Origin of the sequence: Paenibacillus hexagrammi, from assembly GCF_021513275.1 — a bacterium.
Classification (GTDB): Bacteria; Bacillota; Bacilli; order Paenibacillales; family NBRC-103111; genus Paenibacillus_E; species Paenibacillus_E hexagrammi.
In genome coordinates this window covers 3,830,193-3,845,889 of record NZ_CP090978.1, presented here as the reverse complement: position 1 = coordinate 3,845,889, position 15,697 = coordinate 3,830,193, and the positions used below count along the sequence as shown (strand labels likewise).

Below are 15,697 nucleotides of genomic sequence, written 5' to 3'. Positions count from 1 at the left end.
GCTTTTATTGGCAGGTGCGGGAATAGGCATTCTCGGCAGATTCCTTAACATTGACTTCTGTATATGAAGGGAAACACGAATTATGCATGTAACATGTTAGGTTTATTTTCGTTTTTTTCATTTTTTTCGTGAATATCCTATTGTCAAACTATACCTTCCTGTATATAATGACATTAAGAATTTCATTGCGTGTTATAAAAACTAACATTAAGGGAAGTGGTCGTATGGTGAAGAAGTTTGTGTTAGCTTTTGGTCTCATGTCATTATTGTTCCCGACTCTGGCGTTTGCAGATGATCCGACAACGCCGCAATTAGCGAGTGCAGTCAATGCCGTTTGGGTTATGCTGGCAGCTGTCTTAGTTATCTTCATGCAAGCCGGTTTCGCACTGCTGGAAGCAGGTTCTACTAGAATGAAAAATGCCGGACACGTAGCAGGTAAAACAATTCTAACTTTCGGTATTTGCGCGATTGCTTTCTGGGCCATCGGTTTTGGTTTAGCCTTTGGTGATGGCAACTCCTTCTTCGGTGAAACAGGATTCTTCGTTTCCGGACTTGAGGATCAAGCGAAGGCGGCATTTAGCTCCTTGGCTGCAGCGGATGTTCCTATTTCCATTAAGTTCTTGTTTCAATTGGCCTTTGCTGGCGTATCGCTTGCCATTGCTTGGGGCGGATTTGCTGAGAGAGCGAAGCTTTCTGTTTACTTTATCTTCAGTATTTTGTTCACAGTAGTCATTTATCCGATTGTTGCTCACTGGGTATGGGGCGGAGGTTGGCTGGCTCAGCTTGGAATGCAAGACTTTGCAGGCTCCACAGTTGTTCACTTGCAAGGCGCAACAGCGGCACTTGTGGCAACAATCTTGCTGAAGCCGCGTATTGGCAAATATAATAAAGACAAAACAGTAAACTTGATCCCTGGACATAACCAAGTCCTGTCCGTTCTGGGTGTTATCATTCTTTGGATTGGCTGGTTCGGATTCAACGCGGGTAGTACCGTAAGTGCTATGGGTGACGGATTCTTCGGTTATGTTGCTTTAACAACAAACATGGCAGCCGCGGCAGGCGGTGTTGCAGCGCTTGTTATCTCTTGGATTTACTTCGGTAAAGCGGATATTCCTAGCATGTTGAATGGTGTTCTCGCAGCACTTGTTGCAATCACTGCGGCTTGTGCGTTCGTAGATACTTGGGCGGCTATCGTAATCGGTGCGGTATCCGGTATCCTTACCTTCTTCACGGCTCAATGGTTTGAAAAGGCGGGTATTGACGATCCGATCTTCGCATTCTCCGTACACGGTATTGCAGGTATTTGGGGGACGTTATCCACTGGTTTGTTCGCAACGCCAGAATTGGCTGAGAAAGTAGCGATCGGCGGTCCTGGTTTATTCTATGGCGGCGGATTCCACCAACTTGGTATTCAAGCTCTGGGTGTATTCGGAGCATTCGCATTCGTTATTGTATTGTCCTTCATTATTCTAGGAATTGTGAAAGCAACGGTAGGCCTTCGTGTAACGGAAGAGGAAGAAATCATCGGTTTGGATTTGTCTGAACATGGTTCCTACGGCTATCCTGAACAAATGAAAAAAGCAAATCAAAGCGGAGTTTCTGTTTAAACAAAAAGTACTGATTATACTACTGTCGATTACTGACTAGAGCGAGGGGATGCAACATGAAACATCTCTCATTGGAACAGATCATGGAACGCATTCATTTATCTGAGCATTTTGATGAAATGCGAATAACCAGGGATCAGGTGCATGAGATGTTTCGGGAGCATCTCCTTTTTTCCCTATTCCGAAGAGACGAACTGTGAGATTAACTTGTTCCATGATACGTTGATCCGAAGAACAGTTGAGCTTTCTGAACAAATGTTGGAGGATCAAGGTTTTGGGAAGCCTCCGGTCCGATATGCGTTCATGTTGTTTGGCAGCGGGGGCAGGAGTGAACAAACGCTGTGGAGTGACCAAGACAACGGATTTATTTATGAAGAGTCACCTCACCATACCGAAGAAGAGCTGGAAGATTACTTTTCAGAATTGGTGGCTTGTATCTTACAGGGTCTTCATGTGCTTGGCTATCCGCCTTGTCAGGGGAATGTGGTCTCGAGTAATAAGCAATGGAGAAAATCTTGTTCAGCTTACAGCTTGATGTTAAGGGAATGGCTTGAGAATCCCAATTGGGAAAGCGTACGGTACTTGTTAATTGTTGCTGATATGCGCTGTGTGTATGGATCGAATGAGCTGGTAGAGCAACTAAGGGCAGAGCTTCTTGGGTATGTGAGGCAGCATCCGCTTATTCTCAAAAGCCTGCTGTCGAACACACTTCACCACAAGATTTCGTTAGGGGTATTTGGTCAATTAATTACGGAGCGATACGGGGAAGATGCAGGAGGATTTGATATCAAATATGGAGCGTATATTCCGATTGTGAATGGAATTAGGCTGCTTGCTATACAGTCCGGTATCACCGAATCATCGACAATAGGGCGAATGAATAAACTGCTTGAAGCATCGGCCGTGCCTGAGGGGCTCATTCAAAGCTGGCGCGAGGCGTTTGCCATTGCCGTGAAGCTGAGGGATCAGACTCCGTTTCAATTGGAAGGCGGATATTATACGACAAGAAGTAAAATTTCAGCCGAACAGCTGACGAAGGATTGCAAGCTGGAGTTGAAGTTCTGTCTTAAGATTGGCATGGATTTGCAAAAGTATGTTAGTAAATCCATAGATACGCGGGTAGATAGAGAAAAAGGTTAATTTGGACGGATCGGTGGAAGAGGTGAAAGGCTATGAAGGATATGCGTCCCGCCGGCAGGATGTGGCACTTGTATAAGATGGGAGGCATTACACCCGCTATTACTTCTATGTTCGACGCGCAAAACGCACAGCAGATGGCATTTATTCGTTCCATGTTGAAAGAACAGAGGAAGAATTCACTGTTTGATATGCCGCTCCATTCCATGGAGATAGCTGTCTTTGACCTGGAGACAACAGGTTTCTCTCCATATAATGGAGATGAAATTATTTCATTTGGGGCAGTTTCGGTAATTGGCGATAAGATTGAGCATGGGAACACCTTTTATAGTGTGGTAAATCCTAAGAGGAAAATTCCTGAAGATATCATTGAACTAACAGGGATAACCAATGAAATGGCACAGGATTCTCCAGACCTCATTCAGGTTTTGAGAGAGTTTTTGGAATTTGTCGGACAAAAGGTTCTAGTAGCACACGCAACCGGTCATGATAAAAATTTCTTGAATGCAGCTCTCTGGAAAACATCGAAGGTAAGTTTGTCACATCGTGTGCTTGATACCATGATGATCGCAAAGTGGCTCATGCCGAAGAGGAAAGATTTGAGCTTGGATGCATTGCTCGACACCTATCAAATACCTGTCACGAAGAGGCATCACGCGTTAGAGGATTCTCTGATGACAGCCCAATTATGGTCGAAATTTATGGAAGAAATTAAGTCTAGAAATGTGGACACACTAGGGGACTTATATGCGCTGTTAAGCCATTACTAATCACTCTCAAACGAAAGTTTGTTGAAGGAGATTGGGGCGGCTTTTTTTATTTCATAAAATTGCATATGGGGTCGATCTGCGTTTTGAAGTGAAATGATGCCATACAAAGGGAATGTGTGCCACAATGTGCTTGTATCTAAGCTTGAGGGTTCTGCTGCTGCTGTAGGATGGGAATGGTAAATGCCAAGGATACTGTGGGTAGCGTTTGTAAGAATTGGAATTGAAACAGCTGGATCCATGGTAAAATGAGTTTGGGATTGCTTGGATATGTTGGGAACCGGGATGAAAGAGAGAACCTCATAACATCGACTCTGTATGTTTCCCAGTAAGAATCCACACGATTCAGCGGGCAGTTTCTCGCAAGAGTTCTTTATCAAACTATTAAGCAATTCTTTCCGCATGAATACGTGTCTGCACATAGTGGGTCTCCTTCTTTTTATCTTAGAAGGTATTATATGTGATAAGAAGAGAAAAAGACAGACTCAGTTACATCTGCCTCTCTCTATGAAGAACTAGCTAATCTGGCCTTTAGGTTTGATCAAGAAGAAGACAAGTCCGAGTGTGATCAGTGATAGGGTGGAAACAGTAATAAAAACGGTTTGATGAGATATTTTCATTAACCATCCAAAAATTGGCGGACCAAAGGCAACGCCGATAAAACGAAGGCTGCTATATATGGAAGTGATCATGCCGCGCTGTTCTTTTTCTACAGAGCCTGTGATCATCGTATTCAGACAAGGAAGCAGCAAGCCGGTGCCAATAGCGCTTATAGTAAGAAGGCCAATGAAGATATAGAGATTTGTATTGAAGAAAATCGTTAATGCAAGCGAAACGGTCATCAAGGCTAAACCAATATTGATTAGCCACCGCATAAGCGTACCGTTCTTTTTGATCAGTGCTCCTGTTGTATAGGAGGTTATAACCATTCCAAGCAAAGGGATAGCTAACACTAGCCCTTTTTTCACTCCGTCGATATTATGAGGCGGCTCTTCCAGGATATCTGACAGATAAAAGAGTACGCCGAACAAAATAAATAAGGCCAGAGATCCGGCAAAGAATGAGGTGATGAGCCATCTTCCCTTTTTTTCAGAATGCTGCCGATCTGTCCGATATATTGTTTAAGAGGCTGCGGTTTTTTCTTTTGTTTAGGTTCTTTGATGATGAAAATAACGGCTAACAAAGATAACACGCAAAAAATCGGAAATGCGAAAAAAGGAGTGAACCACACGATTAAAGCTAGCAAGGAACCGATAATAGGGCTTAGTACCTTACCTGCGCCGTTAGAGGCTTCTGTGAGGCCTAGAGCTTTACTTTCTGTAGCTCCCTTGTACAAATCACCTACGAGTGCCATCGCGATTGGGGGCGGTTCCTGCGGCGCCTATGCCTTGTAAAGCCCTGGCCATAATAAGAATCGTATACGACTTCCATATCGCGCCAAAACCTGCAAGGACACCTGCTGCTCCATAGATGATAAGAGAAGGAATGATGACTGATTTCCGGGAAAATCGATCAGAAAGGTATCCGGATATCGGGATAATAAGACCTGCAGTGACGGAAAATAAAGAAATGACCAGGCTGCTTTGAAAGCGTGTGATTCCTAATTCATCTTGCAGTTGAGGTAGAATGGGCACAAGCATTGAGTTCCCTAAAACAAGCACTAACGGAATAGTAGCAATCGCAATAAACTGCCAAATTAATCCTTTAGCGGCATTCTTGTCTTCTTTCTCGTCGCTTTTCTTGACATTCGTTTTGTTGGTTTTATCAAAGAGTTCACTCTCAAATACGATGTCAAGCCGTCTGTTCTTTGTCTTCTCCATCGCTCGGCTCCTTTGTGGCTATAAAGTTGTACCCTTACTTTCTCCCTAACGATGTCTCTGCATTCTTAAAATTTTCTTCAGATGTTGGAATTGTCGAGCTTTTGGAGATAATATAGACAGAGTGGAGGTGCACTATGTGGAAGAAGAATGGCTTTATCTTAGCCATCGTTGTTATTTTAGCCGGATTAGCCGTATACCAAAGTGTAAGCAATTCCGACCGGCAGACAAGTCTCCCAGCGGAAGAAGCGCCACAGACGAACTATTTGGCGCCGACGTTCACGCTGACAGGACTAGACGGTAAAGAATATACCGTTGGCGGAGCCAGGGATAAGCCTATGCTTGTTAACTTTTGGGCGTCCTGGTGCGGGCCGTGTGAGGAAGAAGCTCCGGAATTAGTGGATGTATATAAAAAATACGAAGGGCAATTCGATCTATACGCTGTTAATGTAACACCGGGTGATAAAATCGAGAATATCAAGAAATTCGTTGAACAATATAAGTACCCGTTTCCAGTCTTGCTAGACAAGCAGGGGACCAATGCAGATACTTATAAGGTAATCGCGATTCCTACAAGCTTTTTAATTGATAAAAATGGTGTAGTGCGCGATGTCATTCATGTCGTTTCTCCGAAGGAATTGGATAAGAAAATTAGTCAATTGATTAAGAGCACATAGAAAAAAAGCTGCAGTCGAATTTCTGGCTTTTGTCCAGGTTCGATGCAGCTTTTGTTTTTGTATTAATGATTGACTAGACCAAGACGTTCTTGTTGGTCCTTGTTAGCAGGTTCTACTTTTGTTTTCCCGAGTAAAGCGTATCGTAAGCTGTCGGTCAGCGCATACCAGCTTGCTTCAATAATGTTGCTTGATACACCTAACGTGCTCCATGTGCTGTTGAAATCGGTGGATTCCATTAAGACCCTGACTTTCGCGGCAGTAGCATCTTTCTCATCCAAGACGCGCACCTTGTAATCCGACAAATGTACCTGCTGGATATCCGGGTAGTACTGAACGAGAGCTTTTCTTAAAGCGTTATCCAGTGCATTGACTGGTCCGTTGCCTTCTGCCGCGGTATAAATGGTCTCACCGTGTACTTTTACTTTCACGATCGCTTCCGACACGACAGAATGATTGGCGCTTTTCTCTACAAGCATTTTGAAGGATTCTAAAGTGAAAATCTCTTCAAGTCCCTCGAAAGCTTCGCGGAGCAGAAGCTCAAGTGAAGCGTCGGCACCTTCGAACTGATAGCCTTGATGCTCGAGGTCTTTGATTTTCTCAATGATTTCTTTCGTTTTTTGATGCTCTTTGTTGAAATCCAGGTTTAATTCTTGCGCCTTGACCAATACATTGCTTTGTCCTGCTAATTCAGAGACGAGCACGCGCTGCTTGTTGCCGACGAGCTCTGGCGTGATATGCTCGTAGGTGCTAGCGGCCTTCAGGATGGCCGACACATGAATGCCGCCTTTATGGGCGAATGCAGCGTTGCCGACATATGGCTGGTTAACCGGCATGTGCATATTGGCGATTTCACTGACATAGCGGGAAACTTGAGTTAAAGATTTTAATTGCTCCTCCGAAATGACCTCATAGTCCAGCTTCAGTTGAAGATTCGGGATGATGGAGCTTAAGTTGGCATTGCCGCAGCGCTCTCCATAGCCATTGATTGTCCCTTGAACTTGTCTGGCACCGGCTTGTACGGCAGCCAAACTATTAGCTACAGCTAGTTCGCAATCATTATGTGCGTGGATGCCCACTGGTGTATTGATGCTCGATTTGACAGCTGTTACAATCGAAGTGATTTCCTGCGGCAAGGATCCGCCATTCGTATCGCACAGTACAATCCAATCCGCACCGGCTTCCTGAGCTTTCTTGATGGTTTGCATGGCGTATTCGGAATTGTTCTTGTAGCCGTCGAAAAAATGCTCTGCGTCATAAATGACTTCGAGTCCCTTGCTTTTCAGATAATGTACCGAGTCATAGATCATGGCCAGGTTCTCTTCAAGTGTAGTTTGAATGGCTGTATGAACATGGAAATCCCATGATTTGCCGAAGATCGTAGCGACCTTGACACCTGATTCCACAAGCCTGTTCAAGTTGATGTCATCTTCAGGTTTGGAGTCTTTACGGCGCGTGCTTCCGAATGCTGTGATTTTGGCATTTTGAAATTGCATATCCCTAACGCGGTCGAAAAACTCAATATCCTTGCTGTTGCTTCCGGGCCATCCGCCTTCAATATAATGAACGCCCAGCTCATCGAGCTTCAAGGCGATTTTGATTTTGTCCTCTACGGAAAGGCTGATTCCTTCACCTTGAGTTCCGTCACGTAAGGTAGTATCGAAGATTTTGACTGATGTTGACATGGCTTCCTCCTTAAAAGCTAGCAGCTGACTGACGATACGCAGTATGTGTTGTAGAAAACGTTTGCTTTAAAGCGCTAATGTATAATTAGTAATTATAGCATAATTCCCATACTAAGGACACAACTTAGGATACAATTTAGCAAAATTACGTTTGAAGGGCAGAATGTTTTTTTGTATGCTGAGGATGAAGAGATCTCAGTAGACGCTGAAACATGCAGTCGGAAGGAGACAAGTATGAGCATCCAATCCACGCATGAGCATTATCCCAAAAAGGGCAGAGTCATCCTGCATATTGATATGAACGCGTTTTACTGCTCGGTTCACGAAGCTGTTGACCCGGCCTCTTATAAAGGTAAGCCTCTTGCAGTTGCGGGAAGCGTAGAGCTTCGCAAAGGCATCATTGTTACTTCTTCGTATGCTGCCAGGGCAAAAGGTGTCAGAACTGGTATGCAGGTTAGACAGGCTCTTGTGCTATGCCCTGACTTGATCCTTCTGCGTCCAGATTTTGAGCTTTACCGGAGTTTTTCCAGACGGTTTATGCAAATCGCTTACAGCTATTCGCCGATGGTGGAATCCATGTCCATTGATGAATGCTTTGTTGATATTACAGGCTCCAAGCAATTCGGGACTCCCATTGAAATTGCACAGCAGATTCAGTTTCGGATTATGGAGGAGCTTAGGCTCCCATGTTCGATCGGCATTGCTCCTAATAAGCTGCTTGCGAAAATGGGATCAGATATGAAAAAACCAAACGGCATCTCGATCATCCGTTTGCGAGACGTTCCTCAACTGTTTTGGAGCAAACCTTGCAATGAATTATATGGAATTGGCAAAAAAACAGCGGACAAGCTGAACAAGCTGGGCATTATGACGATTGGTCAGCTCGCCCAGGCAGATGAGTCCCGGCTGAGTAAGCATTTTGGCATTCTAGGTCCGCATTTAATCATGTCGGCTGGCGGCATCGATCACTCTCCGGTGAATCCGGAGCAGGAACAGAGCAAGTCAATCGGTCATACTACCACTTTGCCGCAGGATTGTACGGAATCTAAAGAAGCACACCGCATTTTCTTAAATGTGGCCGATCAGGTGGCAAGAAGGTTGAGGCGTCAGCAATTGGTGGCTTCCACTGTGCAGATCACGATCAGAGATCCCAATATGAGAACAATTACCCGTTCATTGACCTTGGAGACACCGACGGATAATATGGATGACGTGTACAAGACTGCTTGTAAGCTCTTCGATTACCATTGGGATGAAGGCAAGCCTATCCGCTTGTTAGGTATAACGCTTCAAAATTTATCCGGAAAAAAAGAGACTGCTATTCAACTGGATATGTTTGATTATGAGAAGCAGCCTCGTCGAGATGAGCTTAACCGAATTATGGACAAGCTGCGTGATAAATTTGGGGAAAATGCAATTCTAACGGCAGGTATGCTGGGAGAAGATCCTTCAACGATGATTAGAAATCATAAAGCGAGAGGAACCTCCTTGCAAATGGATCATTTAAAGAACAATCCTCTGCATGGAAAGGAGGAGTAAACGGGATGACTCATATCATCGGCTTTGCGGGTTATTCGAATAGCGGAAAGACTACACTAATCTCGAAGATTGTATGTGAGCTGCAAATACGTGGATACCGTGTTGCTGTATTGAAGCATGACGCTCATGGGCATTATAAAGAAGCGGAAGGTTCAGATTCGGATGTCTTCATGAAGTCAGGTGCAGATACGGTGGTAACTGTGTCACCCGATGCGTTCCACATGACCATGAAACAAACCGATTCATCATTAGGAGCGGCGATACAGAGCATTCCGAAATCGGATTATGTAGTCATTGAAGGCTTCAAATCAGAACAACATCCTAAGATCGCAGTGTTCAGAAATGAAATGCAGATGTCCATCATCGAGCAATTAGATCCAAAACCTATTGCGGCAGCCACAGATATGCAAGGGTTGGACTTGAATATTTCGGTGTTTCATCTAAACGCTGCAGCTGAGATCGTGAATTTCCTGGAATTGTATTTTACTAACAAATAGATATTAAAAGTTTGAACTTTATAAACTTTTATATTATATTTTATTCTGAGGATATATTGAGGAGGAGTTCAGAATGGCTAAGTATACTTGGGTAGAAAAAGAAACCTGCATCGCTTGCGGCGCATGTGGAGCAACTGCACCTGACATCTACGATTATGACGATGAAGGTTTGGCTGAAGTTATTTTCGAAAATGATGGCAACAAAGGTGTAACAGAAATTCCTGAAGATTTGTACGATGATCTGCAGGATGCACAAGATGGTTGCCCTACGGATTCCATCAAAGTTGCAGATTCACCTTTTAACTAATATTAACAAAGTCTACGTTTGCGGGCATGCTCGCAGATGTCGAAGAAGCTCGATTCCTGTTGAGGGATCGGGCTTTTTTTGTGATACATTTTGTAGATTGCTGGAACATTTGATTGCCAATTTGCAATCCCCATTTTACAATGAAGCTAGTACATATACAGGAGGAACATATGGGCAAGAAGAACTGGATTCAGCCGCTTGCAGCAACATTGGTGTTGATCGTTTTTTCGACATTTTTATACACCGCTGGATCTGTTGGCAGGTTGTCTTACATCGAAGAGCCGCTGCAAGATTTCTTGCGTAAAACGAAGTCGGTTGACGAAAGAGAACCTGAGGATCGCATTAAGATTGTAAAAATTGACGACAAATCCTTAAAGGCGATTGGGAAATTTCCGTGGGACCGTGCAATTTATGCGCAAATTATTGAAAAGCTGGAGCAATCCGGAGCGGCTGCAATCGGTATTGACGTCGTTATGGCAGAGCCTTCCAAAAACCCCCCGCAGATGATCAAGCATTGGCAGATGTTTTGGCCAAATATCATAATGTCATCTTACCAATTCAAATCAATTACCCCGCTACTCAGCAATCCGCTGGTGATCTGATCCCTGAAAAGATAGACTATCCTTCCAGCACGTTAACAACGGATAAAAACCAAATGGCGCATATTAATGTTTTTGTCGATAAAGATGGTAAGGCTCGCAAGCTGCCGGTAGGTTTGCCCGATGAAAATAATCAATACATACCTGCTTTCAGTGCTGCGCTCGCAAATCTAGTATTATCGGATCAAGAGAAAATTAAAAGAGACCCGGTATCCGGGATTTGGACGCGCGGCGATACAGTGATACCAACCAATGAGAAAAACCAGGTCACTACTGAGTTTTACTCCAAGCCCAGACAAAAGATAGGTACAGATACAGGGTACGAATCGCTCTCTTTCGTGGATGTACTTAACAGCAAGGACGGCATTCCTTTACCCGAAGGTGCTATTGTACTGGTAGGGCCGTTTGTGACAGCGATGCAGGATGAATATCCAACTCCAATAAGCTCGGTCAAAATGTTCGGGATTGAAATTCATGCGAATATGATTCAAACGCTGCTGGAAAGCAAATTTTACAAGGATTCCAGCAAAACAACAGGCGTTACAATCATTGTATTGATGGGGATTCTCGCTGCGTTCTTATTTGAAAGATATAAGGGCAAGGCAGCTTTGATCCTGTTCATAAGCTTGTTCGTCATCTACATACTCGTATGGTTTGTGATGTACACGGTTTGGAATACATTTTTTCCAATGATCTATCCGGTCTTCACATTAGTGACGATATATATATGGTCAATTGTCAGTCATTACTTATCTGAACGGAAAGAGAGAAATCGAGTTACGGGCATTTTCGGTCGATTTGTCTCTAAGTCTGTCGTAGATGAACTGCTCCAATCCGGGGAGGATGTCAAGCTCGGGGGAAGCAGAAAGGATATCTCACTTATCTTTGTGGATATCCGCGGATTCACGCCGATGTCCGAACGCTTGGAACCGGAGCAGGTTATTCAAGTGTTAAACGAATACCTTGATGTATGTACAAAGGCAATCTTCAAGTTTAACGGCACACTGGATAAATTTATCGGGGATGGCGTTATGGCGATGTTCGGAGCTCCTATCGAATATGATAACCACCCAGAAATGGCAGTAAGGGCTGCTATCGAAATGAAGAGTCAAGCGAACATTCTAGAACAGAAATTGATTGAAATGTACGGTATCGGCGTCAAGTTCGGTCTTGGCATCAACAGTGGTCCAGCCGTAGTAGGCAATATCGGATCTGAAGATTTAAGGCTGGATTATACGGCGATCGGCGACACGGTTAACTTGTCTGCACGATTAGAATCGAATGCCAAACCTGGGCAAATTTTGATCAGTGAAAATACGTATGCCAGAGTGAAGGACTTATTTCAGATTGAAGCGGTGGGCGAGATCAAAGTTAAGGGGAAAGAAAAACCTGTTATGGTGTATGAAGTGTTAGGACATTTGTAGGAAGAGGAGGAAGTCATGGTGGAATTTAAAATTAAAATCCCAAGCATCCATATGACTCAGAAATCATTTTTATCGTTATTTATAAGCTTTTGTATGGTATTTGCACTTGTATCATCCATTTGGGTTAAGCCTGTTCATGCGAAAACCGTTCGTATTGCCGTTGTGTCGTCCATATTTGGAGACGTAACAGTGAAGAAGGGCGGAGGTTCGAAGACTTATGAGGCGTATGAAGATATGAGCTTGAATGAGGGAGACACCATTTATACAGGCGATAGCTCTGGCGCTACATTAACACTCAGTGAGGGTGATGGTGAAGTGACTGTCGGTGCGAACGCCGAGATGAGTGTCTCTGATCTTAGCTCATCGGACAGCGGTAAGAAGTCTAAGTTGAAAATTTGGGCGGGATCTCTTTGGGTGAAAGTAAAATCCCTTGCCAGCTCTGATGATGAGTTTGAGGTAGAAACACCAACGGCTGTCATGGGTGTGCGCGGGACAGAGTTTTACGTAGGCGTAGATCCTTTGAAGGGGAAAACGACGATGTTCGTTGCAGCTGGTAAGGTTTCCGCAACCACAGTAACAAATGACGAGAATAATCAGCAGTTTAAGAAAGTGGCTTATTTGTATCCGACTCAGCAGATAAATCTCGATTCCAGGGATGAAGTGAGCGATCCGAATTTAAAAGTAGAGTTCGTTAACATCAACGACATTGTGGACCAGGCATCGGCAAATGTAATTGAAGCGATGATCAAGAATAAAGCGGAAATTGATAAAGAAAACGACGAATTCTTGAAAAAGAATAAGGAATTGCTTGAACAAGGAAAAGTCAATCAGACAGACGGTTCGTTTATCATCCGATCCATGGATGAGCTCGACAAGGTATCACGAAATTTTGATAACCTTATTGGAAACATTGCTAAACAAGCCGTTGCAACGAAGAAGATTGAACAAGCTACAATGAATAACATTATTGATGAGGCTAACAAAAAAATTGAAAAGCAAGAGCGCAAGCTTGACCTGGGTAATGTGAAGAAATTAGATAAAACAGCAGGCACAGATCCAGAGAAGGAAAAAGCCAAATTGGAAGCTTTGAAAAAAGAAGCAGCTAAAAAACTGTTAGAGAAGGCTGCGACAGCCAAAAAACGTGAAGAAGTTATCAAGCAATTAGAGAAATTTATTGAACAGGTTGCAAAGACGAACTCCTCCAATACGGAAGCAAATTCTCAAGCACAAGCAGATCAAGCAGAACAAGCGGAGGTTGTGTTTAAATCAAATAATCCTCCTGAGATTGTCGAGCAGTACGAGGAAGCCAAGAATAACTCAGCCCCAACAACTCCATCAACACCTTCGACCAGTGGAAGCAATAATAGTGGAAGCAACAATGGCGGAAACAACGGAAGTACGGATACAACGTCTCCTTCTGTAACTTTAGAGAAAATGGCGGACCCTGATCATCCATCAAATCCAAGTTATTTCAATTTAAATGTCAATATGAGTAACTTTACAGGAAATCAATCCATTTATGCGGTTGAGCTACATCTGATGTATTATAGTGGCTCCGCTGACGCAAGTGGAATCTATGTTACAGATTCTACTCCTGTAGCGAATCATCCAAACGGAAAAATTTTCGATGACTCATCAAGTGCTGAATCAATTAAAGAATATGAAGAATACGATCAAACTTCTAATTTATATAAGAAAGAACTGATCTACGCGGTAACGAACTTCGGGACAAGCTCTGACAACATCTCTGTATCCGGAACAAAAACGCTTGTAAGTATACCGTTCCGTGCGATCAATTATGACGATAACAATGACATTCCGGCACAAATTGAAGTAGGCTATATCAAAGTCATTAAAAAGGATGGCACCGTATCTTATGCTAATCTTCAAGTAGCACCTTTAACGATGACGATTGGACACGGCAGCAACTATAAATTTTCAGAGTAGACTGGAATTTAAATAAAGGGAGAAGCATATGAAACCATTGAAACATCTTGTAGTTTCGTCCATTACGGCTGCAGCACTTCTCACAGGGTCATCTGTCTGGGCAGCAGAACTATCCGGCGACGCTTTATATACAAGTCAGGGGCAGATCATGTCTGATGTGGGAACACATGCAGGTATCGGTGATTTCGATGATATAAATGGAAAGGCGGCCGCTGCCGCTTTCCGTTCACCCAGCAGCGTTGCGCAGCTTCCTGATGGAGGTATCATCGTAGCGGATACGAGAAACCACATGATTCGTAAAATTAAAGATGGGCAAGTAACGACCTTTGCCGGACCAGAGGTTACTGTAACCAAGGACGAGCAGGGATTTCCTACGGGCGGGTTCTTGAACGGAAAGGCTTCGGAATCATTTTTTAATGAGCCCTCAGCTATAGCTGTAGACGGTAACGGCAATGTGTATGTGGCGGACGCAGGTAATCATGCGATTCGCAAAATCGATACCAAAGGCCAAGTAACCACTTTGGCCGGTAATGGTGTCATGGGCAATAAAGACGGTAAAGGGACCGAGGCGCAGTTTGACCATCCTACGGACCTTGCTGTTACAACTGATGGCATCGTATATGTAGCCGATACGTTAAATCATGAAATTCGTAAAATTACGCCGGATGGAACAGTAAGCACTTTGAATGCAGCCTCTACTCGAGCGATTCAAATTCGGCCTGGCGCTGCGTCCTTTGCAGGGGAATACAAGGATGGTGCTCTATCTGTAGCCAAGTTTAATGAGCCGTCGGGTATTGCTTTGGATAGTAAAGGAAACTTGTATGTCAGTGATACGGGTAACCAACGGATCCGGTACGTGGATCTGTCGTCCGGTACGGTGAAGACGGTGGCGGGATTCTCATCGCAGCTTAGTGGCAATACATGGTACGATAAGGATGAGCTCTATGTAGACGGAGATTATGCAGACGGCCAAGCACTAAAAGCGAAATTTAATTTTCCTAAGGGATTAGCGGTTACATCTGAAGGTGGTTTGTTGATTGCGGACAGTCTTAATCACTCTATTCGCTATTTGCTGAATGATCGGGTCAGCACGATTGCAGGACAAGCCAAGACTGGTGAGAGTGATGGTGTAGAGAGTGCAGCTGCCTTTTACAACCCGACCGATGTTATCGTAACCGAGCAAGGGAATCTGGTTGTTGCTGATGCATTTAATAATAAGATTCGGAAAATCCTTCCGTATCATCTTCCTCAGGGGCTCCCTGACAATGGAGAAATCAAGGTCGTTAACGGGAATACCATCATTCAATTCGACGCGCAGCCTGAGCTGTCAGAGGGAAGAACGATGGTGCCTGTAAGAGCGATCAGCGAGGCGCTTGGTTATGAGGTGAAATATACCGAAGCCAATGGAACTTCAACAATTCAATTAATAAAAGGCGATGTTACGGTCGAGCTGTATATCGGCCGAACCGGAGTGAAGCGGATTACAGGCAACCAGCCTGCAGTACTTCAAAAGACCGATGCTGCTCCGTACATCTCACAAGATCGGACATATGTCCCTATTCGCTTCTTTGCCGAACAAATCGGATTAGATGTGGAGTGGGACGATGCGCATAAAACCGTCATTTTACGTACGAAATCTTATGATGTTGAATAGCTGATTGATTGAAAAAGAATGTGCAGGATTCACCTGCGCATTC

16 protein-coding genes are annotated in these 15,697 nt (G+C 44.0%); 11 read left to right on the top strand and 5 right to left on the bottom strand.

Annotated elements, in window-relative coordinates; all coding sequences use genetic code 11:
- The first annotated feature begins 224 nt into the window (after positions 1 to 224).
- From L0M14_RS17510 to L0M14_RS17500, 3 genes are all read left to right on the top strand, one after another.
- Complete coding sequence (locus tag L0M14_RS17510; RefSeq protein WP_235117943.1) at positions 225 to 1,607, top strand: ammonium transporter; 1,383 nt, start codon at positions 225 to 227, stop codon at positions 1,605 to 1,607.
- Positions 1,608 to 1,751: 144 nt separating this feature from the next.
- Positions 1,752 to 2,747 carry a DUF294 nucleotidyltransferase-like domain-containing protein gene (locus L0M14_RS17505; RefSeq protein WP_235117942.1) on the top strand — a complete coding sequence of 332 codons (996 nt, stop codon included), beginning with the start codon at positions 1,752 to 1,754 and terminating at the stop codon, positions 2,745 to 2,747.
- A 32-nt stretch (positions 2,748 to 2,779) separates the two neighbouring features.
- Positions 2,780 to 3,514: an exonuclease domain-containing protein gene (locus tag L0M14_RS17500; RefSeq protein WP_235117941.1), complete on the top strand. Its 735-nt coding sequence runs from the start codon at positions 2,780 to 2,782 to the stop codon at positions 3,512 to 3,514.
- On the opposite strand, the gene L0M14_RS32020 is transcribed toward L0M14_RS17500, so the two are convergent.
- The 4 genes from L0M14_RS32020 to L0M14_RS32005 all read right to left on the bottom strand — a co-directional run bounded on the left by L0M14_RS32020 (position 3,511) and on the right by L0M14_RS32005 (position 5,331).
- Positions 3,511 to 3,915 (bottom strand): M67 family metallopeptidase, encoded by a 405-nt coding sequence (locus tag L0M14_RS32020; protein ID WP_350340477.1) that lies wholly within the window; start codon positions 3,913 to 3,915, stop codon positions 3,511 to 3,513. The two genes, L0M14_RS17500 and L0M14_RS32020, sit on opposite strands and share 4 nt — an antisense overlap.
- A gap of 111 nt (positions 3,916 to 4,026) precedes the next feature.
- A complete protein-coding gene (locus L0M14_RS32015; protein WP_350340476.1) occupies positions 4,027 to 4,542 on the bottom strand; it encodes an MFS transporter in 516 nt (171 codons plus the stop codon).
- Positions 4,476 to 4,865: an MFS transporter gene (locus tag L0M14_RS32010; RefSeq protein WP_350340475.1), complete on the bottom strand. Its 390-nt coding sequence runs from the start codon at positions 4,863 to 4,865 to the stop codon at positions 4,476 to 4,478. Before L0M14_RS32010 ends, L0M14_RS32015 begins: the two co-directional genes overlap by 67 nt.
- Positions 4,849 to 5,331 carry an MFS transporter gene (locus tag L0M14_RS32005; RefSeq protein WP_350340474.1) on the bottom strand — a complete coding sequence of 161 codons (483 nt, stop codon included), beginning with the start codon at positions 5,329 to 5,331 and terminating at the stop codon, positions 4,849 to 4,851. Before L0M14_RS32005 ends, L0M14_RS32010 begins: the two co-directional genes overlap by 17 nt.
- Positions 5,332 to 5,465: 134 nt before the next feature.
- On the opposite strand from L0M14_RS32005, the gene L0M14_RS17490 reads away from it, so the two are divergent.
- Complete coding sequence (locus tag L0M14_RS17490; RefSeq protein ID WP_235117940.1) at positions 5,466 to 6,005, top strand: TlpA family protein disulfide reductase; 540 nt, start codon at positions 5,466 to 5,468, stop codon at positions 6,003 to 6,005.
- Between the two features lie 62 nt (positions 6,006 to 6,067).
- On the opposite strand, the gene cimA is transcribed toward L0M14_RS17490, so the two are convergent.
- A complete protein-coding gene (gene cimA, locus L0M14_RS17485) occupies positions 6,068 to 7,687 on the bottom strand; it encodes a citramalate synthase (protein WP_235117939.1) in 1,620 nt (539 codons plus the stop codon).
- A 234-nt stretch (positions 7,688 to 7,921) separates the two neighbouring features.
- Between cimA and L0M14_RS17480 the strand changes: the two genes are divergently transcribed.
- From L0M14_RS17480 to L0M14_RS17450, 7 genes are all read left to right on the top strand, one after another.
- The gene (locus L0M14_RS17480; RefSeq protein ID WP_235117938.1) at positions 7,922 to 9,226 is read left to right on the top strand and encodes a DNA polymerase IV; all 1,305 of its coding nucleotides are present in this window, start codon (positions 7,922 to 7,924) and stop codon (positions 9,224 to 9,226) included.
- Positions 9,227 to 9,231: 5 nt separating this feature from the next.
- The gene (gene mobB / locus L0M14_RS17475; protein ID WP_235117937.1) at positions 9,232 to 9,723 is read left to right on the top strand and encodes a molybdopterin-guanine dinucleotide biosynthesis protein B; all 492 of its coding nucleotides are present in this window, start codon (positions 9,232 to 9,234) and stop codon (positions 9,721 to 9,723) included.
- Between the two features lie 73 nt (positions 9,724 to 9,796).
- On the top strand, positions 9,797 to 10,030 hold the full coding sequence (locus L0M14_RS17470; RefSeq protein WP_235117936.1) for a ferredoxin: 234 nt from the start codon (positions 9,797 to 9,799) through the stop codon (positions 10,028 to 10,030).
- A 170-nt stretch (positions 10,031 to 10,200) separates the two neighbouring features.
- Positions 10,201 to 10,632, top strand: coding sequence for a CHASE2 domain-containing protein (locus tag L0M14_RS17465; RefSeq protein ID WP_235117935.1), 432 nt, complete (start codon positions 10,201 to 10,203; stop codon positions 10,630 to 10,632).
- Positions 10,545 to 12,053 (top strand): adenylate/guanylate cyclase domain-containing protein, encoded by a 1,509-nt coding sequence (locus tag L0M14_RS17460; RefSeq protein WP_311198729.1) that lies wholly within the window; start codon positions 10,545 to 10,547, stop codon positions 12,051 to 12,053. The genes L0M14_RS17465 and L0M14_RS17460 overlap by 88 nt, the downstream gene beginning before the upstream one ends.
- 18 nt (positions 12,054 to 12,071) lie before the next feature.
- Positions 12,072 to 14,000 (top strand): FecR domain-containing protein, encoded by a 1,929-nt coding sequence (locus L0M14_RS17455; RefSeq protein ID WP_235117934.1) that lies wholly within the window; start codon positions 12,072 to 12,074, stop codon positions 13,998 to 14,000.
- A 28-nt stretch (positions 14,001 to 14,028) separates the two neighbouring features.
- Positions 14,029 to 15,654, top strand: coding sequence for a stalk domain-containing protein (locus L0M14_RS17450; protein ID WP_235117933.1), 1,626 nt, complete (start codon positions 14,029 to 14,031; stop codon positions 15,652 to 15,654).
- The last annotated feature ends 43 nt before the right edge of the window (positions 15,655 to 15,697 follow it).